We start from the raw sequence: 20,949 nt of genomic DNA on the forward strand, positions 1-20,949 counted from the left end.
TTATTATGCTATTAAGCGTTTTTAGCTACTTCCATAAACTCATTTATCTTATTTCTTATGAAGAGTCATATTTTCAAAAGCTGTACCATAAGCTTCTTTAAAGATATAATTACCTACAACATATTTAGGATCACGCAATGCTACATCAACGTATTGTTCTGGAATATTGCTAAAGTTACCCAAGGCTACACCTTCATAATTAAAATCTTCCACACTATTTATCGTTAATTTCATACCAGAGCTAGCTTGTTTAGCATATATGAGGAGTGAATAATCTTGTGCATACTGTGGAGTACGTAATACGCTGGCTACAGAATGGTTTATATCATAACGATAAGTAACTAAAACCTTGTGAATATATGAGTTAGTTCTACGACTATTATTATTTTCAACCTCATATACAACTGCCTGTGCTTTATAAATAAACTGGTTCTCTTCTATTCTTTTAATGGAACTCTTATCTACAAAATACGTAATGGCATTTTTCCCTGTAAGAATAGGAATATTATTCTTATCATTTTTAATAGCTTCCATCGATATAGCTTGGATTTGTAATGGTATTACTATACATGCTAACAATAACATAGAAAATAACTTTTTCATTAATTTAAATCCTCTCTTTTAATATTATCACACACATTATATGTATAGGATATCATATTATAAAAGTATTGATAATCTATTACTTTCACCACATAAAAAAGGACCCTCCAAAGAGAGTCCTCAATGTATATTGTTATGTTATTAAGCATTTTTAGCTACTTCAACAAGTTTAGCGAATGCTGCTGCATCGTTAACTGCCAAGTCAGCCAACATTTTACGGTTAACTTCAACGCCTGCTTTAGCTAAACCAGCGATGAAACGGCTGTAAGTTGTACCGTTGATGCGAGCCGCTGCGTTGATACGAGCGATCCACAATTGACGGAATTCGCGTTTTTTTGCACGACGGTCACGACGAGCGTAGTACAACGCTTTCATTACTGTTTCGTTAGCTTTTTTGAACAAACGGGAACGTGTACCGCGGTAACCTTTAGCTAATTTTAAAATCTTTTTATGACGTGCATGAGCTGTAACGCCCTTTTTCACTCTTGCCATTGTATATTCCTCCTAAATTACGATGTATCGATCTAATAGTTAACGATTAAGCGTATGGTAAGCATTTAGCTACGCGTTTATGGTCAGCCTTTGCAACCAATGTAGCTTTACGTAAATTACGTTTACGAGCTGGAGATTTTTTCTCAAGAATGTGGCTTTTGAAAGCTTTCGCACGCTTGAATTCACCAGTACCAGTTACTGCGAAACGTTTAGCCGCTGCGCGACGAGTTTTAATTTTTGGCATAATATAATCCTCCCAATACCTTATTTACTTACTAAAATCATGGTCATGTTACGACCTTCTAATTTAGCTGCTTTTTCAATAGACGCCGTTTCTTTGAGTTCTTCAGCAAAACGTGTCAACACTGCCATGCCGAGTTCAGGGTGTGAAAGTTCACGACCGCGGAACATAATGGTCACTTTTACTTTGTTACCTTCACCCAAGAATTTGGATGCGTTTTTCATTTTTACGTAAAAGTCATGGTCTTCAATATGTGGACGTAATTTGACTTCTTTCAAAGTTACGATTTTTTGTTTTTTCTTCGCTTCTTTCTCGCGTTTTTGTTGTTCATAACGATATTTACCGTAGTTCATAATGCGAGCTACTGGTGGTTTAGCGTTAGGTGCAATTTCCACAAGATCAAGATGCTGTTCTTCAGCCAATGCCAAAGCCTCACGGCCAGACATAATACCGATTTGTTCGTTTTCAGGACCTACGACACGAAGTTCACGAGCACGAATTTCTTCATTAATGCGTGGTGTATCCTTGCTAATAGCGTTCACCTCCAAGAGAATAAAAAAAACGGACGGCAAACACCATCCGAATAGAATTCTCTATATTAACCTCATACTTCTTGGTATTAGGTGAGTGGCGGATGGCCTCTGCTTCATAAATTACTTAATTATAATAACAAATTAGATAGTGAAAGTCAACAACAATCTTAGGTTGTTCTCAGCAATTTATTATTACAACTCTTACAGTATAACAAAGATTATAAGTTCTGTATATAGGTATACTTACTGACACCTATCCATCCTTTATGTATACAATATTTCTATAATATAATTTATAATATAGTTATTAATTCTATAGAAAAATACGATACAATAATATATATAACATATTCTATCTAACTGAGTATTATCTAACTAAACATTATCTAACTAAGTATTATACAGTAATAGGTATTACACAAACTGAAAGGGGTTTTATTATGAGTGTAACAACTAGTTCGCCTCCTCAAAAGGCTCGTACAACAATTCAAAATATAGGTCTTATTCTTGCCTTTATTGTGTTAGTTGGCATTTTATTATTACCAACACCAGAAACATTATCTACTGGGGGCCATCGCATGATTGGGGTCCTCGCCTTTGCTATCATCTTGTGGATGACATCGGCTGTATCCTATCCGGTAAGTGCGACCATGATTACGGCGCTCACAGCCTTATTACTAGGCTTCTCTCCAAATCCTGAGGCACCAGCAAAAGCTATGGGTACAGCCAATGCCTTAAAACTGATTATTTCAGGTTATTCTTCTCCTGCGATGATTCTCGTAGGTGCCGCTATGTTTATTTCTGTAGCCATGCGTAAAACGGGTCTCGATTGTCGCATAGCCATGCTCGTATTGTCTAGTGTAGGTACAAAGGTAAGCCGCATCTATTTAGGTGTTATTATTACAGGTCTTATTCTAGCCTTCTTTGTACCGAGTGCAACGGCTCGTATCGCTTGTCTTGCTCCAATTATTATCGGTATCGTTGAAAACTTAGGTATTAAACGTAAAAGCCGTGTAGCCGCTCTCCTCATGGTAGGCGCCGTACAAGCAGATACCTTTTGGAATATTATGATTCAAACAGCAGCCGCACAAAACCTCGTAGCTGTTGGGTTTATGCAAACACAGATGAACACATCTGTAAGTTGGATTGATTGGCTTACAGCAGCTGCACCGTTCTCCATAATTATGGCTGTTATTACTTACTTTGTAACGCAAGCTTTTATTAAACCTGAGTTTAAAGAGCTCGTTGGCGGTGATGTACAACTCGCTAAAATGCGTAAAGAAATCGGTCCAATGACATTTGATGAAAAGAAACTATTATGCATCTCCATTGGTTTATTAGCATTGTGGGCAACAGGCGGTAAACTACACTCCGTCGATACTACAACAACTACTATTATAGCAATTGCCTTATTCTTCTTCCCTAAAATTGGCATTATGGACTGGAAATTTGCACAGCCAAAGATCGACTGGGGATCGATTGTTATGTTTGGGGCTGGTATAGGACTTGGTTCCGTATTACTTAAAATGAAAGCGGCCACCTGGCTCGCACAAGTATTCGTAAATGCTTTCTCCCTTGAAACGGCAAGCGTGTTCCTTTTGATTTCTATTATGGCTGCCTTCTTGATTTTAATCCATCTTGGATTTGCATCAGCTACAGCCCTTTCCTCTGCCATGATTCCTATCGTAATATCCATCGTTATGGGACATTCCGCAGAAGGACTTAATCCACTCGGTGTAACAATGCTCATGCAATATGCAATCTGCTTTGGTCTGGTATTACCAGTAAACTCACCACAAGGCATGGTAGCTTACGGTACAGATACATTCGACGTAAAAACATTTATGACTACAGGCATTCCATTAACCATCATCGGCTATATCATGATGCTCGTATTTGCACTTACATACTGGCACTGGATTGGAATCGCGTAAGTCTAAATATTCTAAATAGACCAAACACTCTAAATAATTCTAATATTTTAAATTAAACATACTATAAAAGGCTCTGTCTTATGACAGAGCCTCTTGATTTTTATATGCGTTTCAATATAAAACGTCTATGTTCTTTTCAATGTAAAGCTTTCAAAATTATTTATTTATTCTAATTCCTTACCTTTTAGTTCAGGAATTAAGAATACGGTTGCTAAAATATCGATTACATAGATAATCGCGAGGAAAGCGATTGCCACTTGGTAGGAGTACAGTGAGATGATCATGCCTACTACCATTGGGCTAAAGCCACCTACGGCACGACCAATGTTAAATAATACGTTTTGAGCTGTTGCACGAGCACTTGTTGGATATGCTTCCGCCATCAAGGCACCATAGCCACCCATCATCCCATTTACGGAGGCCCCTAAAATAGCACCGGCAAATAGCATAGCTGTTGGATCAAATAGTTGAGAGTAAATCAAGATAGATGCCACAGCACATATTTGGAACAAAATAAATGTCGGTTTACGACCAATTTTATCAGCCAATCGTCCGAATAACCAAATGCCGACCATCATACCACATACAGTTACGGCAGTCCACAAACCCGATTTTGTAAGGGAAAACCCTAATTGCTTACTCAAAAAGTTAGGCAACCAAATCATAATACCGTAATAACCAAAGTTTTGAACAGATGTTAAAATAGCAACACCTATAGAGGTCTTTGTAGTTCTTACATCTTTTACTAATAACTTGAATGAGTTCGTATGGGAGTGTTCTTTAATTTCTTTACTTTGAACAAAGATTTCTGGTTCATGTAATTTCGCACGGAAGAACCAGGCTACAAAGGCAGGAATAATACCAACCATGAACATACCACGCCAGCCAATATAAGGAAGTAATACGGGCGTTAACAGTGCTGCGGCCAATACGCCTAACTGCCAGCCGATGGCAACATAGCTCGTCGCTTTTGCACGGTGTTGTGCAGGCCACGCTTCAGCTGCTAAGGCCATACCAATACCGAATTCACCGCCTAAGCCGATACCGGCAATTGTACGATATATGAGAAGATCCCAATACCCTTGTGCAAAAGCACATAGACCAGTGAATACAGCAAATAACACAATAGTCCATGTCAACACACGAACACGACCAAACTTATCTGACAAGGTACCAAAGATAAAACCACCAATAACAGCCCCTACCAAGGTCCACGTCACAAGGGAACCTGCTTGACCTGTGGTCAAACCTAAGTCCCCTGAAATTAAGGTCAGCATAAAGCCGAGAATCAATAGATCAAAACCATCCATGGCATAGCCAATAGAGGAACCAATAACAGCTTTCCAGCCGTATGAATTTACTTCTTTCATAGTCATTTCCTTTCGCTACTCACAGGTAACAATTAAAGCGAATATAATACAAAATCCCCCTCTTATAATCTCATCACTATTAAATTATACAGACTAATTTAAATTGTGCAAGATGTGAGGGGGATTTATAACATTATAATTACTAGGAGAGTAAATAATTAGTTGCGTTCTTTAATTTCAGTTTTAATAGAATTGAAGAATTCTTCGAATGGTACGGAGCCCAATTCATCGCCACCGTGTTTACGAACGTTAACTGTGCCTTCTTCGACCTCTTTATCACCCACAACAAGCATATATGGAACCTTTGCCATTTGTGCTTGGCGGATTTTATAACCGATTTTTTCGCTGCGATCGTCTACTTCCACACGTACATAGTCGCGGTGCATTTGTTTTGCCAAGTCCTTAGCATATTCAACGTGTTTTTCAGAGATAGGCAAGATTTTAACTTGTACAGGAGCCATCCATGTTGGGAATGCACCTGCATAGTGTTCAGTTAAGATACCGATAAAACGTTCCATGGAGCCGAAGCATGCACGGTGAATCATAATAGGGCGATGTTTTTGACCATCTTCGCCAACATATTCAATTTGGAAACGTTCTGGCAAGTTCATATCCAATTGGATAGTACCACATTGCCATGTACGGCCCAAGGAGTCTTCAATATGGTAGTCAAGTTTAGGACCGTAGAATGCACCATCACCAGGGTTAATTACGTATGGAATGCCTTTTGCTTCGATAGCATTACGCAATGCTTCTGTAGCGGCTTCCCAAATCGCATCATCACCCATTGCATTGTCAGGTTTAGTGGATAATTCCACATGGTATTTCAAGCCAAATTGGCTATAAATGCGGTCGAATAATTCGATAACTTTCATCAACTCAGATTGCATTTGGGATGGCAACATAAATACGTGAGCATCGTCTTGTGTGAAAGCACGTACCCGGAACAAGCCGTGTAATGCACCAGATAATTCATGACGGTGAACTAGACCAAGTTCAGCGTAACGCAATGGGAAGTCACGGTAAGAATGCATTTCGTTTTGATAAACCAAGATACCGCCTGGGCAGTTCATTGGTTTAATTGCATATTCTTCTTCGTCGATAATTGTAGTGTACATATTTTCGCGGTAATGGAACCAGTGACCAGATGTTTCCCACAATTGTTTATTCAAGATGATTGGTGTACGAATTTCTTCGTATTCAAATTCATGGTGAACTTCGCGCCAGAAGTTTTCTAATTCGTTGCGAAGAGCCATGCCTTTTGGCAAGAAGAATGGGAAACCAGGACCTTCTTCTTTGATAACAAACAAGCCAAGTTCTTTACCAAGTTTACGATGATCCCGTTTAGCTGCTTCTTCAAGCAAGTGAAGGTATGCGTCAAGTTCTTCTTTCTTTTCAAATGCAGTACCGTAAATACGTTGCAACATTTTATTTTTTTCATCGCCACGCCAGTATGCACCTGCAATGCTTTGTAATTTGAAAGCTTTCACCTTACCAGTGGATGCCACGTGAGGTCCTGCACAAAGATCGATGAAATCGCCTTGAGAGTAGCAAGAGATTACAGCATCTTCAGGAAGATCTTGAATCAATTCTACCTTGTAATCTTCATTTTTAGCTTTAAAGAATTCGATAGCTTCTTGACGAGGCATAACGGATTTAGTAATCGGTAAATTTTCTTTTACAATACGGCTCATTTCCTTTTCGATTTTACCCAAATCTTCAGGAGTCAAAGTATGTTCCATATCGATATCATAGTAGAAACCCTTATCGATAGCAGGACCGATTGCCAATTTAGCTTCAGGCCATAAACGTTTAACAGCTTGTGCCAAGATATGAGAAGCTGTATGGCGCAAAGTATGTTTGCCCCCTTCATCTTCGAATGTTAAGAACGCAACTTCAGAACCATCTACAAGTTCTTCGCGAAGGTCTGTTAATTCGCCATTTACGTTTGCAGCTAGTACTTTTTTAGCCAAGCTGTTAGATAGTTGTTTTACTGCTTCCCCAAGAGTAGTGCCAGCAGCGTATTCCTTTGCACTACCATCAGGTAAAATGATTTTTACATCTGCCATTTTTCTTTCCTCCAATTTATAAACTAGGATAGCTTTGATTTTCTACTTTCACCAATATACCTACTTACCACACAATACATAAACATTGAGTAATTAGCTTGTAGAAATTGGGTAATAAAAAAAGACCTTCTATCCCTACAAACAAGGGACGAAGATCATTCGCGGTTCCACCCTAGTTAATTATCTATACCAATATATGTGTATAGTTAATTCACTTCATTAAGCCCGATAACGGTGGCGACCGTATTTGCCTACTTAGGTTCGACAAATCAGTTTAAAGGGGGTAACTCTAATATATGTGTAAGGCATTTCCAGCATCAGCCTCTCTCTGGTACACAGGGATAAAAGAATCATGTCCTTTGCATCACTTTTACTAGATTATAGTATCATAGAGGACTAAAAAATTCAATACAGTTTAACTGTAAATTTAATAAGAACTATAAACTGTAATTTCTGTAAAAGCTATAAACTGCAAATCTCACCTTTATTTATACCTATATATACATATATCTAAAAAAAACGGCCCGAGAATGATATGTCCCCTTTACTAGACAACCAGTGAAGGCGGAACATATCAGAATCTCGAGCCATTTTATATGCATTATTTATAAATTAACGTTTGAAGTTTGTAGACAACATAGCACCAATTACTTTTTCCAATTTACTAGTAGAAAGGTCTGGACCTTTGTAGAGTGTTAAGAGCACGTCATTAGAGTTATCTTGTTTAGATACCATCATAACACCGCTACCACGAGCACCGTTATCATCGTAATCTTTCGCTACAATAACAAGGTTCAAATAATGGTCCTTCATGTATGTGTACACCTTGCTTGTACGTGCAGAGGATCCAATCATTTTTGCCATGTTCATACCACGGTTGAATACGATAGTATTGGCATTATGTGGATTTGCCGCTAACTGTTGCTTCTCTTCTTCATTTAGAGGCATGAGGTTTACCATGAGGGAGTCTCCCATTTTGCCCCGGAACATGGCTGGCATCGTTTCACGTACATCATCAGGAATGCCTGTGTCAGCAGTCAATTTCAATTCCTTAGGTACGGTCATATATAAAACGCCCTTGCTATTGCGTCCCACCTCTGTAGTACTGAGGTCTACAGCGCTAAGCATAATGGAATCTTTAATGGTCGCCACTTGGTTAGCCAATGGTTTTTCAGGAACGCCACGGCTCGCCAATTGTACATCGCCAGATTTAGTTTTCTTCAATGTTTCCACATTCCAGCTTGCCCCTTTTTTGTCTGCATCGCTAGCTTCTGTGAAAGCATTCGCCCCGTCTTTTGTGCCTACATATACATACGTTTGAGCTGGGATGATTGTATCTGGTGCGCCAGACTTATTAAAAGCCGCACCGTATACCACATTAGGAATCACAGTAGAACCAATTTGTAGGTTGTTGTTAGTTTGGCTTTCAACATCAAAATTGATATTCCCTGTGAAAGTCATATCAGGACCATGGTTGATAACAACCACATCCCCTGCTTGAGGAATGATTACAGGGCCTACAGGACCCGCCATAGCTACACCTGCCATAGATACTCCAAGGCAAGCTGTTAATAATGTGCGTTTCAAAATAGATTGTTTCATAGATATACTCTCATTTCTCTACAATTCGTATACATTTAATATAATTGTAAATCTAGTATAGTCACAAAATTCCCTCATACAATTTACAATCAAAATTATACTTTATCTTCTATAGTGACATAGTCGGATAAACTACTTAATACTTCAAGCGCCAAAGGCCTTGTAGATGGTGTGCAGCGCAACATGCACCGCCCACTCGTATCTACAGAGGTCATAACACCTAAATATTCATAGCCTTCAATGATGCGATTAATGAAATTCGTATGCTTAGAATCAATGTGAAAGTACACATACGCTTCTTCTCCAGAGGTGGTTAAGTCAGGTACATCTGGAAATGCGCCGATAGATTTACTCGGCTCTAAGGCTGTACCACTCATAAACTATTCAGCCTCTTTAGGTTTGCACTCACGGCGCATCATGGAGTACGGTTCAAGTGGGGTATCCATATAGATGCGAACTTTCATTTGTGCGTGAGGTGCTACATCGATAGGATTGCCATCTTCATCTGTCATTTTTTCGATAACAGTTTCAACGAGTTCCCCTTTCGGTTGGCAGAATTCTACCTTATCGCCCACCTTGAAGTTATTACGTTGTTCAAGATCAACGTATTTTTCTTCTTCGTTGTAGCCCATAACTAAACCGATGAAGTCATGGCTCTGCGTATTCGTAGATTTACCATAGTTTTGAGCCGTTTCATCAGGACGACCTTCTGCAAAGCCATCTGTATAAGGACGATGGGAAATCTTCTCTAATTCTGCAATCCATTCTGGACGAACATACCAATCTTTACCTTCTTTAAGGTATGTATCAATCGCTGTACGATATACTTTTGCCACTGTGGCACAATAGTGAACTGATTTCATACGCCCTTCAATTTTAAGGCTATCAATACCAGCTTCATAAAGATCTGGAATGCGGTGAATCAAGCACAAGTCTTTAGAGTTAAAGATATACGTACCATGTTCATCTTCTTCGATAGGATAATATTCACCAGGTCGATTAGATTCAACAAGAGAATATTTCCAGCGACAGGATTGAGAGCATTGACCACGGTTAGCATCGCGATTACCGGTCATATAGTTAGACAATAAGCAGCGACCGGAGTAAGAGATACACATAGAACCATGTACAAAGGACTCAATTTCAATATCTACATGGTCCTTCATTTCTTTAAGGTCTGCTAAGGATACTTCGCGAGCCGCTACAACACGTGTGGCACCAAGTTCTTTCCACATCTGAACTGTATGCCAATTCGTAGTAGAAGCTTGTGTACTTACGTGAAGCTCTAAACCCGGAGCTACGCGCTTAGCAAGGCTGAAAATTCCCATATCTGCAACGATGATAGCATCAATACCGATACTTTCAAGGAATTTCAAATAGTCTTCTAAACCTTCAAAGTCCTCGTTGTGAGGAATAATATTGCATGTAACATGAATCTTTTTGCCATGCGCATGTACAAATTCTACAGCTTCCTTTAATTCCTCATCGGAGAAATTAGAGTTACCTGCGCGCAAGCCAAAACGTTTACCTGCGCAATATACGGCATCCGCACCATAGCGAATAGCCATTTTAAGCTTGTCCATATTACCTGCAGGACAAAGCAATTCCATAAAATGTTCTGCCATTATTTGTTGTGCCCTTTCCACACACTCACACTCATACCATCACCCATGGGATAAATGGTGGTGTTAAACAATTCTTTATTTTCAACATATGTTAAGTATTCTTGTAACCGTTTTACGATAGTTTTGAACCGTTTTGGCGGTTCCTTATCGCCCCTTACATAGCCTCTAAAGAGTACATTATCTGCAAGAATGACGCCCCCTTCTTTCACATGTGGCAGAATAAGTTCAAGTTGTTTTAAATATTGCCCCTTTGGTCCATCTAAAAACACTAGATCGTATTCGCCTGTGAGTTCCGTTAAGACTTGAGACGCATCGCCTTTCAGCAATGTAATTTTATCGGTATAATCGGATTGGTTAATATAGTATTTTGCCATTTCATAGCGCACATCATCCAATTCAATGGAGGTAATATGCCCTTCCTCTTCATCGAGTAATGGTGCCATCAACAAAGCGGAGTAACCAATGGCTGTGCCCACCTCTAACACAGAGGTGGGCCGGTATAAACCTATTAATTCTTCAAATAGATGAACCTCAGATTCTCGTAAAATCGGCACATCATTAATCATCGCGTAAATACGCTGTTCATTTAAAATATCATTTAATGTCATGAAAGTAGATTAAATCTCCTACATTATCTATTGTTAGTACCACTAGGAACTACCAACGTAGAGCGTTCAGCCGGATTTGCAGATTCTACCTGAATTTGTGGTGCTTGTTGTGCATTAGGAATAACGTTCTGCATCGATTCAGGTACAGGTGTCGTCGTTGGTACATACGTATTGGTATTTGTATTATTTCCATAGGATGGAGCAGTTGGCGTAACTTGCGTCGATGATTGATTTTGTGTTGAACCTGGTACAGGATCTGGGACCTCAGCCGCTGGAACTGTAGTTGGTGTGTATTTATAACTAGGTTCTACATCAACATATTGAGAATCTGCTTCCACTGCTTCTGCAGAACTATAATTATAATTAGGCTCTGTAGTCGCTACTGCTACGTCATAGTTAGGACCAGCTTGTGCAGCTACTTCAGTATTAGCAGAAGAATTTTTTACTGTGTCAGCGCCATAAATTTTATTAACCTCTGCTAAATGTTCTTCGTATGATTTAGAGAAGTGATTATGCCCCTCTTTATCTGCTACGAAGTATAAATAATCTGTATTTTCAGAGTGTAATACTGCATCTAAAGCTTTTTTACCAGGGTTTGCAATTGGTCCTGGTGGTAAACCTTTAGATACATATGTATTATATGGGCTTTGCAATTGTGTATCACCAATCGTTACATTTTCCTTTGCATAACCAAGTACATAGGAAATAGTCGCATCAGATTGCAATGGAATACCATGAGCTAGACGCTTTTTGAATACCCCTGCAATGGTTGGACGGTCTGCATCAAATAACGACTCTCGTTCAACGATAGACGCCAAAGTTACAAAGTCATGAATACTCATATGTTGAGCTTGAATTTGTTTCTTCACAGCTGGTGTGAGATAACGATTCATTTCATCAGCCATCATTTGAATAACATCACGAGGTGTAGCCCCTACGGGGATTTCATACGTACTTGGGAACAAGAAGCCTTCTACAGGATATGTAGCAGGTTTTGTGCCTTTCATGTATGGGTATGGTACATAAGTTTTAGCTTCAGCCAAGAAGTCCTTCGCCTTCATGATTTGATTCTTTTCAAGAACGATAGCGATATCCCCAACTGTATAGCCTTCAGGAATTGTAACACGAATAGATTCTACATGACCTTCTTGTAACAAAGAAATGAGTTCGTGCACAGTTACCTTATTAGGTATTTGATAATGGCCAGTTTGAAGCTTATCATTGGTACCACTCAAGTATAACCAAAGCTTAAAGCCTTGAGTTGAGCGAATAAGCCCCCTTTCAAAAAGCATATCTGCAATTTCAGTACCAGTTTGACCTTTTTCTATAACGACTACTTGTGTTCCATCATCTTGAGCAAAGGTATTCGGTACAAAGTACAATGCACCAAGGCCTCCACCAATAATTAATATACCTACAATAACTAGGATCAAAATATATCTTAAGGCTTTTCTCACGTTGTTGAGTTCCTTTCTGTAACATAACAGTATATCAATTCATTATACCATAAACTCTATATTTCCCCTATATAAAAGGGCAATGATTACGCTTATTACATTTTATGCAATATATTAATTTTGTGAATTTGTTATGCCTTTAGCATAAATGAAGTCTAGTCTTTGTCCAACAATGATAATGTATAACAAAATAAAAATAGCGCATTGTCCACTGACAATACGCTAAATTTATGCTAAAAACGATTATTCGTCTTCATCCATGTCTTCATACAATTTTACTAGAGTTTCAAAGTTTTCATCTTCTTCATCCAAAGGTACGTATTCTTCTACGCCTTCTTCGTTTGTTTCGATGCGAGCCAAGATCATGTATGTGTCATCTTGACCTTCATGATCAGCATCTTCATCTTGTACATGCACAAGAACGGCATACTCTTGACCTTCATGACTCAAGATAACATCTTCTGTGAAGTATTGTTTATTACCATGTTCGTCTTCGAATTCCAAATAATACACTTCACCTTCAAAATTTTGGTCAACCATTGGAAACCCTCCTTAAAGAAAATACTTATTTATTAAACTGCAAGCGATCTAAATATCCTTGCAAAATTACAACCGCTGCCATTTTATCAATAACGGATTTACGCTTTTTACGGCTCACGTCAGCCGCAATGAGTTGACGTTCAGCCATAACAGTAGATAACCGCTCATCCCAATATGTAACAGGTAAATCGATGACTTCCTTCATCTTTGCAACGAATTCTTCAGTCTTTTCAGCCCGTTCACCTTTTGTACCATTCATATTTTTCGGCATACCTACCACAAGTTCATGTACTTCATATTCAGAAATGAGTTCTTGTAAGCGATTAAAGTCTTTTTCTAGAGATGTTCTACGAATGGTTTCAATACCTTGTGCAGTCATGAGCAGTGCATCGCTACAGGCAATACCAATAGTACGGCTGCCTACATCTAATGACATAATTCTCATTATAGTTGTTTAGCCTTTGCGTATTCTTTCAACAATTCTTCAATCAAGTCATCACGCTCTAAACGACGGATATCGGAACGCGCATTATTATAACTTGTTATGTACGCAGGGTCTCCAGAGATTAGATACCCTAAGATTTGATTAATTGGATTGTAACCTTTTTCTTGAATAGATTGATAAACACGCGTAAGCACCTCTTCAGCGGTCATCGGTTCATCGTCTACTTTACGGAATAACATGGTTTCATCTGAAACGTTCATCGTATCCCTCCTTTTTATTACATCGGCAGATTTCACCATAAAAGTGAAATCTCACCTACTATTATACTTGAATTAAAGCTACAAAGTCAGTAACTTTTTATGCATTATGAAAAATTTCTATAACAGATACAAGTATAATTATAAAATTATATGCCTATTGTAACATAGATTTTAAGGCTTCACCACCAGCTTTTAATGCTTCCATCAATTTAGCTGGCTCTTTACCACCTGCTTGTGCCATATCTGGACGACCACCGCCATTACCACCAGCTACTTGAGCAGCCGCTTTAACGATATTACCAGCTTTTGCACCTTTAGCAACGACATCTTTGGATACTTTACATACAAAGTTTACCTTATCATCGCCCATAATAGCACCTACGAGTACTACGCCAGAGCCATTTAATTTATCAAGACCCATATCAGCTAAATCTCGTAATTCATCAATAGAAAATGCTTTTACAGCAGCCCCTACAAACTCTACATCACCTACTACAACTTTACCAGCAATAATGTCGGCAGCACCCGCAGCAGAAACCTCTTTACGAATTTGTTCTAATTCTTTTGCTGTGTCTTTAGCTTCCGTCAATACTTGGTGTAAGCGTTCTTCTATTTGAGGGGATTTAGTTTTAAGCTCGCTTGCCATGCGTTCAATAGTCAAACGATCTTGTTTTGCTGCATCAAGAGCTGCACGACCAGTAATAGCTTCGATACGACGTACACCAGAACCGATACCAGCTTCAGATGTTAAGCGGAAAGAGCCAATGAATGCGGTATTTCCTACGTGGGACCCACCACACAATTCAACGGAGAATCCTGGGACCTCAACAACGCGAACCACATCGCCATATTTATCACCGAAAAGCGCCATAGCACCTTTTGCTTTTGCTTCATCCATGGACATTTCAGCAATGGCAAGATCAGTTGCTTTAAGTATCTCTTCGTTTACAAGTGCTTCGATTTGATCAAGTTCCTCTTGCGTTACAGGGGAGAAATGGGTGAAGTCGAAACGCAAGTAATCTGGAGTTACTAAAGAACCTGCTTGGTTTACATGCTCACCTAAGATTTGTTTCAAAGCAGCATGTAACAAGTGGGTCGCTGTATGATTGCGAGCCATTGCTGCACGGCGATTTGTATCCACTTCAAGAGTGACATCGTCGCCTTCAGAGATGGAGCCTTCTACAACAGTACCGATATGGTATACAGTGCCTTCTGGTAAACGTTTAGTGTTATGAACCTCTACTTTACCCATTGAGCCTACAATAAAGCCTGTATCGCCTAATTGTCCGCCCCCTTCTGCATGGAATGGAGTCGTACGTACGATGATAGTAATTTCATCACCGTCAGCAGCTGTTTGTAAACGTTCAGCACCTTTACCTATCATCAATACAGAAGATGCTTCTACAGCCTCGTCCTCAAGAAGTTCTTCGTCTTTCAAGAATGTAATATCCGGTGTTGCTACCTTTGCATCTTCTTTAACACGGGCTTCACGAGCGCGTTCACGTTGCTCTTTCATAGCAGCTTCAAAGCCTTCATGGTCGATTGTAAAACCACGTTCAGAAGCAATTTCCTCTGTTAATTCCCAAGGGAATCCATAGGTATCATATAGTTTGAATACTTCAGAACTAGGAACTACAGTTGCCTTTTCAGCGGCTAATGTATCGATTAAGGAGTTTAATAACTCAAGACCTTGTTCCAAGGTTTGGTTAAAGCGTTCTTCTTCGTTTTGAACCACGCGTTTAACGAAGTCTTGTTTCTCAGCAATAGATGTAATACCAGGGCCAAGAATGTCTACAACTACATCAATAAGTGGTGTTAAGAAGATACCTTCAATACCAAGTAAACGGCCATGACGTACAGCACGGCGTAAAATACGACGCAATACGTAGCCGCGACCTTCGTTGGATGGCAGTACGCCATCGGAGATCAATGCAGTGACAGCACGAGCGTGGTCAGCGATAACTTTTAAAGAAACATCTGTATTTGGATCTTCGTTATATGTAACACCAGCGCGTTTTGCAGTGGCTTCGATGATTGGGAAAATCAAATCGGTTTCAAAGTTTGTTTTACAGCCTTGTAATACAGAAGCCAATCGTTCAAGACCGGCGCCTGTATCGATGTTTTTATGTTGTAATGGTTCATAAGATCCATCTGGCATTTTATTGAATTGAGTAAACACTAAGTTCCAAATTTCAAGATAGCGATCGCAATCACAGCCTGGCGCACAATTAGGGTCATCACAACCATGTTCAGGACCTTGATCAAAAAAGATTTCGCTATCTGGACCACATGGGCCTTCGCCAATTTCCCAGAAGTTATCTTCGAGACGCGTGATATGGCTCTCTTCTACACCACAATCATTATGCCATGTATCATATGCCTCTTGGTCATCTGGATATACAGTAACATATAATCTATTTTTATCGAGTTTAATAACCTCAGTTAAAAACTCCCACGCCCAATGAATAGCTTCTTTTTTAAAGTAGTCCCCGAAAGAGAAATTCCCCAACATTTCAAAGAATGTATGATGCCGTGCTGTACGCCCTACGTTTTCAAGGTCACCGGTACGCATACTTTTTTGGCATGTTGTAATACGACGACAAGGAGGTACCAATTTACCTGTAAAGAAAGGCTTCAATGGCGCCATACCTGCCCCGATCAATAACAAAGACGGATCGTTTTCTGGTATAAGAGAAAAACTATCTAATTTTAAATGTCCTTTACTTTCAAAAAACTGCAAGTATGCTTGACGCAGTTCATTACCCTTCATGTGTATATTCCTCCTAAAATTATTTACTCTTCATTATAACTCAAAAACGATATAAAATCTATCAAAAACATTGAAATTATGCGGAATTCACGCACTTTCACACTAATCCAATCAGACCGTGAAAGATATAAATTTTAATCCATATTTTTTACAATAAAAGTAAAGGTCAAATTTAGTCAATGCTAGTTAAATCGTAAATAATAAACATAAAAAGAGGTTATACAAATCAACAAAACAAAATTGATTCGTATAGCCTCTTTTATAGCTAGTTATTAAATTAGCGTACAACGCGTTTTGCGCCGATGTAACGTTCACCCCAATAGCCAGTATCAAGATCTGCTACTGCAACACCACGACTGGAAGTGGCGCTAATGAACTTGCCATCGCCAATATAAATGCCAGAATGAGATGGACCTGGTTCATATGTTTCGAAGAATACCAAATCCCCTGCTTTCAAGTTCGCACGAGAAACTTCAACACCTACGTTATACTGTTCATCTGCCAAACGTGGTAAGGAAATACCTTGTTTTTCAAATACATATTTAACATAACCAGAGCAGTCAAAGCCACTTGGAGTAGTACCGCCAAATACATATGGTACACCGCGGTATTTGTCAGCTTCTGCCAAGATTGCGTGAATACTGCTAGGTGTTTCATTTTTCGTAATATTGTTTAATTTAACGTTCTTGCCATTAATGGATTGACCAGCGATACGACGGGATGTCGCGTTGCTGTTTGTAAAAGCGGATTTCGTTGCTACTGCTTTAGTCGCTGCATTTTGAGTCAATACTGCCTTCGTAGAACGAGGAGCACCCATCAATGCGTTATACGTAGCAGGACCTACGATACCATCCACTGGAAGGCCACGATCTTGTTGGAACAAACGAACTGCCCACTTCGTTTCCTTACCATATACACCATTTTTATCTGTAGCATTATAGCCGTGTTTAATTAGTTGTTGTTGAACCGCTGTAACACTTTTGCCCTTATCACCATATTGTAATGTTGTTGCGCCAACCATGGCTATTGTGGCACACACAAAAGTTAATGTTAATGCCGTTATTTTAACCTTACTATATTTTGACTTCATATGCTTCCTTTCCAAAAAACTTTTAAAGTAAGTTATTTATTCAAAATATACTAACCGTCTATTTATTTGCATTCACAAATACAGCTAGTCTTCTTTGCTCTTGTTGGTATAAGCCTCTGGTGCCATAAAAACATCTGCACTGCTTGGTCCGAGTAACGGAGCCTCTTCATGCTCTTCAAAATTTATAGCTGACTTAACCCAATACAAAGGCCGTTGCTTCACCTCTTCAAAAATACGACCTACATACTCGCCAATGATCCCCAGTCCGACGAGTTGAATTCCACCAATAAACAAGATTGATACGCCCAAGGTTGTCCACCCATTCAAAGCTTGTCCTGTAAGATATACATACAAAAGATGTAAGATGAGCAAAAAACTCATTCCACCACAAAGTACACCTACATACAAGGCCGCCCGTAAAGGCACCCTTGAAAAAGCGGTTACACCATCGAGAGCAAATCGAATCATTTTACGCACACTAAACTTTGAGACACCTGCAAATCGAGGTGGTGCCACAAAGTGCAACTCTGCTTGTCTATACCCTAAGGCGCCGACAATACCGCGCAAAAATCGACCATGTTCTCTAAATCGTTTCAACGTGCCCAATGCTTTACTATTCATGAGGCGGAAATCTGACCCGCCTTCAACAATAGGAACATCGGCCATTTTGTTCATTAGTTTGTAATAATACTTAGACGTGAAAGATTTAGCCCAACTAGCGTCATCAGTTGAATCGCGAATGGTACGCACCACATCATACCCTGATTCCCACAATCGAACTAGTTCAGGAATCAATGCAGGTGGATGCTGCATATCACCGTCCATTGTAATGACTGCATCGCCATGAGCATAATCAAGTCCACATGTAAGTGCCGTTTGATGCCCAAAGTTACGAGCCAGCAATAACACTTTAACATGTTTATCATTGAATGCAATTTCACGCAGTATCATAGCTGACGAATCACTAGATCCATCATCCACGAAGATTAGTTCATAATCATACGTGAGACCTGACATAACATCAGTTACAGCTTTATAAAAGTTCGCTATATTTTCCTCTTCGTTATATACAGGCACTACAATAGAAAGTAACATAAATCCTCCAAAGTATTTTACTCACATATTTTATGTTAATTAGTAAATTAAGGCAAATGCTAAAGGTTAACAATAAGCCTAATAATGTTTATAAAGCCAGTAAATAAGCCATTTATCTATAAAACACCAACAAAACACTTCATTTATCTTTTATATAAATACAGTAAATCAATATAATATCTATTTATTTGTAAATCTAATTAATAAAGCGACTTATAAAAATTATTTATTTTAATGATATGGAGATAAATATGATTATTTCTGACTTTATTAACTATTAATCAAAAATTTATATGTATTTTTATCACAAATTTACCAAAAACATCTATTTTCATCTATTTTTCATAAAAAGGAGACCCGTTAAGGGTCTCCTTTACTATAATCCAGCAGCATCAATCCAAGATTGTAAATCTTCCTCCGCCAGTTCCATATCCTCTATATAAGCACCAGCTACAACTGGATACTTAGCGACCTCTACGGTATGTAAAATTGAGTCATCACGACCATTTTTATAAGTCCCAATCCAGATTCCAGAAAATTGTGATTCATACCATTCTACAGGTTGATCAGTTTCATTAAAGTTAATCGTAATATGACCGCGTCCAAGTGTTTCTAATACTTCAACTTGTTCTTCCTCTGTTAAACCCGTTTTTTCAATATAAATCGAATATGTCTCACCAGTTTCACGCAAATTCTTTAGAGCCAAACGCAACTCATTTAAAACGGCGCGAACATTACCATAATTTTCAATCATAAATACTCCTATACAGAGACTATCTTTACATTCTATAAGCTATCTATATACTATATGAAATTTTCACTTTATGCTTTAGGCTCAGCTACTACGCCCCATTCTCGTAGTACATTCAAAACACGCTTCTTAACCTCAGGCAAGGCGCATTGTACCGACTCGCTAGGTTCAAAACCAATTTCCAATGATTCCGGCTCTACACCGATAACCACTGCATCTTCTAATGGATCCTCTTGAATAGCACGGATACGTAAAATATCTTGCATTCCTACTTCATGTACAGAAATATGTTCCGTAAAATATTGTTCTAATTCCTTATGAGGAAATTCATATATAGTTCCTGGAGCATCTCCGCCATTAATAGCGTCTACAAGAAGGATTTTCTTCATACCACGCATATACGTGAGTAATTCCATTCCCATAGTGCCACCGTCAATAATGGAAATTGCAGGCGTGAATGTGAAAGATTCTTTCAATTCTTTTACTACATGAACACCTAATCCCTCATCGGTAAGCAAAATATTGCCGACTCCGAGTAGGATAATTTCATTGTCTCCATCATCATAAAGGCTATTTAAATCAATACGCGGACCCTCTGAGTCCGCGTATTGTTCCAAGCCACTGATGATATCAGTACTTGTATTAATCATTTTCTTGTAATTCTCTTTCTCTAGGATCATTAGGATCACTTGGACGGTATGTAGTACCAGATGGTTTATCAATACGTTCCCCACGACGACGTTTACCATTGAGGTCTTCAATATCAATTGGATCATGAGCGTAATATTTCATACCGGAAACCATAGCCGATACTTCGCCCGATTCCTCCATAACATCTTCTCGGAATGCCATATACACGTGAACAATAGTAAAGAACAAGAATCCCCACGCAATGTAGTGATGGATAACATGGACTTTGTATTCCCCACCAAATAATGTAACCACTGGTGAAAATAACATTCCTAGAACACCATTAGGCTCAATCATCGAATACATTGCAAAACCCGTTAAGATTTCAAAGAAGAACATAATATATACCATCATATACGCAGTTCTAGCTAAGGAATTACGAAGCCAATGATGTTCATGTTTTTGAGGGATCATCAAATAGTGCAATGTAGTTTCTTTAAGACCGTACCAATACCGTTTTTGACGGAATTTAGGCAATAGTCTGTCCCCTCGATTCCAAAGAGCACCGGCAAATCGGAAGATAAAGGAGGATGTTAAGATAACACCCGCAATGAAATGGATACGACGCATAGTTTCCATAGAAAACCAACCATCAATTGCAAAAGTTGGCTCTGGATTACCTGTAATAGCCGAAAACCCTGGATCACCAATATATAAACCAGTCCAGAATAAAGCCGTTACACTAAGCACCATAGTCCAGTGGAATATGCGTAGCCATAAACTAAATACGACATACGCCTTTTTGTCAGTATGTATTAACATAAGTCCACCGCC

Annotated in this window: 21 protein-coding genes and 1 other annotated feature; of the genes, 1 reads left to right on the forward strand and 20 read right to left on the reverse strand. The window is 38.9% G+C overall.

The window, feature by feature from the left end:
- Window positions 1–48 precede the first annotated feature (48 nt).
- The 4 genes from E7B10_RS04520 to infC all read right to left on the reverse strand — a co-directional run bounded on the left by E7B10_RS04520 (window position 49) and on the right by infC (window position 1,878).
- Window positions 49–603 carry a hypothetical protein gene (locus E7B10_RS04520; RefSeq protein WP_287511138.1) on the reverse strand — a complete coding sequence of 185 codons (555 nt, stop codon included), beginning with the start codon at window positions 601–603 and terminating at the stop codon, window positions 49–51.
- 141 nt (window positions 604–744) lie between these two features.
- A complete protein-coding gene (gene rplT / locus E7B10_RS04525) occupies window positions 745–1,095 on the reverse strand; it encodes a 50S ribosomal protein L20 (RefSeq protein ID WP_004696335.1) in 351 nt (116 codons plus the stop codon).
- 46 nt (window positions 1,096–1,141) lie between these two features.
- Window positions 1,142–1,339 (reverse strand): 50S ribosomal protein L35, encoded by a 198-nt coding sequence (rpmI, locus tag E7B10_RS04530; RefSeq protein WP_004696338.1) that lies wholly within the window; start codon window positions 1,337–1,339, stop codon window positions 1,142–1,144.
- Between the two features lie 20 nt (window positions 1,340–1,359).
- Entirely contained in the window at window positions 1,360–1,878 is a 519-nt protein-coding gene (infC, locus tag E7B10_RS04535; protein WP_038150291.1) for a translation initiation factor IF-3, read from the reverse strand.
- 431 nt (window positions 1,879–2,309) lie between these two features.
- Here infC and E7B10_RS04540 point away from each other — a divergent pair, with 431 nt between their 5' ends.
- The gene (locus tag E7B10_RS04540) at window positions 2,310–3,803 is read left to right on the forward strand and encodes a DASS family sodium-coupled anion symporter (protein ID WP_287511136.1); all 1,494 of its coding nucleotides are present in this window, start codon (window positions 2,310–2,312) and stop codon (window positions 3,801–3,803) included.
- Window positions 3,804–3,967: 164 nt separating this feature from the next.
- Here E7B10_RS04540 and E7B10_RS04545 read toward each other — a convergent pair whose 3' ends face one another.
- The 16 genes from E7B10_RS04545 to cybH all read right to left on the reverse strand — a co-directional run bounded on the left by E7B10_RS04545 (window position 3,968) and on the right by cybH (window position 20,937).
- Window positions 3,968–5,173: an MFS transporter gene (locus E7B10_RS04545; protein WP_287511134.1), complete on the reverse strand. Its 1,206-nt coding sequence runs from the start codon at window positions 5,171–5,173 to the stop codon at window positions 3,968–3,970.
- Window positions 5,174–5,331: 158 nt separating this feature from the next.
- Window positions 5,332–7,242: a threonine--tRNA ligase gene (gene thrS, locus E7B10_RS04550; RefSeq protein WP_227037086.1), complete on the reverse strand. Its 1,911-nt coding sequence runs from the start codon at window positions 7,240–7,242 to the stop codon at window positions 5,332–5,334.
- A 141-nt stretch (window positions 7,243–7,383) separates the two neighbouring features.
- Window positions 7,384–7,616: a binding site (T-box leader), on the reverse strand.
- A gap of 238 nt (window positions 7,617–7,854) precedes the next feature.
- Complete coding sequence (locus tag E7B10_RS04555) at window positions 7,855–8,844, reverse strand: hypothetical protein (RefSeq protein ID WP_156697623.1); 990 nt, start codon at window positions 8,842–8,844, stop codon at window positions 7,855–7,857.
- Window positions 8,845–8,939: 95 nt separating this feature from the next.
- Window positions 8,940–9,221, reverse strand: a complete 282-nt coding sequence (locus E7B10_RS04560; RefSeq protein ID WP_287511131.1) for a DUF4911 domain-containing protein — start codon at window positions 9,219–9,221, stop codon at window positions 8,940–8,942.
- 3 nt (window positions 9,222–9,224) lie between these two features.
- Window positions 9,225–10,469 carry a U32 family peptidase gene (locus E7B10_RS04565; RefSeq protein WP_287511129.1) on the reverse strand — a complete coding sequence of 415 codons (1,245 nt, stop codon included), beginning with the start codon at window positions 10,467–10,469 and terminating at the stop codon, window positions 9,225–9,227.
- Complete coding sequence (locus E7B10_RS04570; RefSeq protein ID WP_287511128.1) at window positions 10,469–11,077, reverse strand: O-methyltransferase; 609 nt, start codon at window positions 11,075–11,077, stop codon at window positions 10,469–10,471. Before E7B10_RS04570 ends, E7B10_RS04565 begins: the two co-directional genes overlap by 1 nt.
- A gap of 23 nt (window positions 11,078–11,100) precedes the next feature.
- Window positions 11,101–12,534 carry an endolytic transglycosylase MltG gene (gene mltG / locus E7B10_RS04575; RefSeq protein ID WP_316055518.1) on the reverse strand — a complete coding sequence of 478 codons (1,434 nt, stop codon included), beginning with the start codon at window positions 12,532–12,534 and terminating at the stop codon, window positions 11,101–11,103.
- 243 nt (window positions 12,535–12,777) lie between these two features.
- Window positions 12,778–13,074: a DUF1292 domain-containing protein gene (locus tag E7B10_RS04580; RefSeq protein WP_008601328.1), complete on the reverse strand. Its 297-nt coding sequence runs from the start codon at window positions 13,072–13,074 to the stop codon at window positions 12,778–12,780.
- Between the two features lie 25 nt (window positions 13,075–13,099).
- The gene (ruvX, locus tag E7B10_RS04585; protein ID WP_004696363.1) at window positions 13,100–13,519 is read right to left on the reverse strand and encodes a Holliday junction resolvase RuvX; all 420 of its coding nucleotides are present in this window, start codon (window positions 13,517–13,519) and stop codon (window positions 13,100–13,102) included.
- Entirely contained in the window at window positions 13,519–13,779 is a 261-nt protein-coding gene (locus E7B10_RS04590; RefSeq protein ID WP_004696366.1) for an IreB family regulatory phosphoprotein, read from the reverse strand. The genes ruvX and E7B10_RS04590 overlap by 1 nt, the downstream gene beginning before the upstream one ends.
- A 154-nt stretch (window positions 13,780–13,933) precedes the next feature.
- Window positions 13,934–16,549: an alanine--tRNA ligase gene (gene alaS / locus E7B10_RS04595; protein ID WP_287511125.1), complete on the reverse strand. Its 2,616-nt coding sequence runs from the start codon at window positions 16,547–16,549 to the stop codon at window positions 13,934–13,936.
- A gap of 277 nt (window positions 16,550–16,826) precedes the next feature.
- Complete coding sequence (locus E7B10_RS04600) at window positions 16,827–17,639, reverse strand: NlpC/P60 family protein (protein WP_316055519.1); 813 nt, start codon at window positions 17,637–17,639, stop codon at window positions 16,827–16,829.
- 84 nt (window positions 17,640–17,723) lie between these two features.
- A complete protein-coding gene (locus tag E7B10_RS04605) occupies window positions 17,724–18,734 on the reverse strand; it encodes a glycosyltransferase family 2 protein (RefSeq protein WP_004696372.1) in 1,011 nt (336 codons plus the stop codon).
- Window positions 18,735–19,110: 376 nt separating this feature from the next.
- Window positions 19,111–19,488, reverse strand: a complete 378-nt coding sequence (locus E7B10_RS04610) for a hydrogenase expression/formation C-terminal domain-containing protein (protein WP_008714244.1) — start codon at window positions 19,486–19,488, stop codon at window positions 19,111–19,113.
- 68 nt (window positions 19,489–19,556) lie between these two features.
- A complete protein-coding gene (locus E7B10_RS04615; protein ID WP_287511122.1) occupies window positions 19,557–20,135 on the reverse strand; it encodes a HyaD/HybD family hydrogenase maturation endopeptidase in 579 nt (192 codons plus the stop codon).
- A complete protein-coding gene (cybH, locus tag E7B10_RS04620) occupies window positions 20,128–20,937 on the reverse strand; it encodes a Ni/Fe-hydrogenase, b-type cytochrome subunit (protein ID WP_287511120.1) in 810 nt (269 codons plus the stop codon). Before cybH ends, E7B10_RS04615 begins: the two co-directional genes overlap by 8 nt.
- Between the last annotated feature and the right edge of the window lie 12 nt (window positions 20,938–20,949).

It is taken from the genome of Veillonella sp., from assembly GCF_032470285.1.
Taxonomy (GTDB): Bacteria; Bacillota; Negativicutes; order Veillonellales; family Veillonellaceae; genus Veillonella.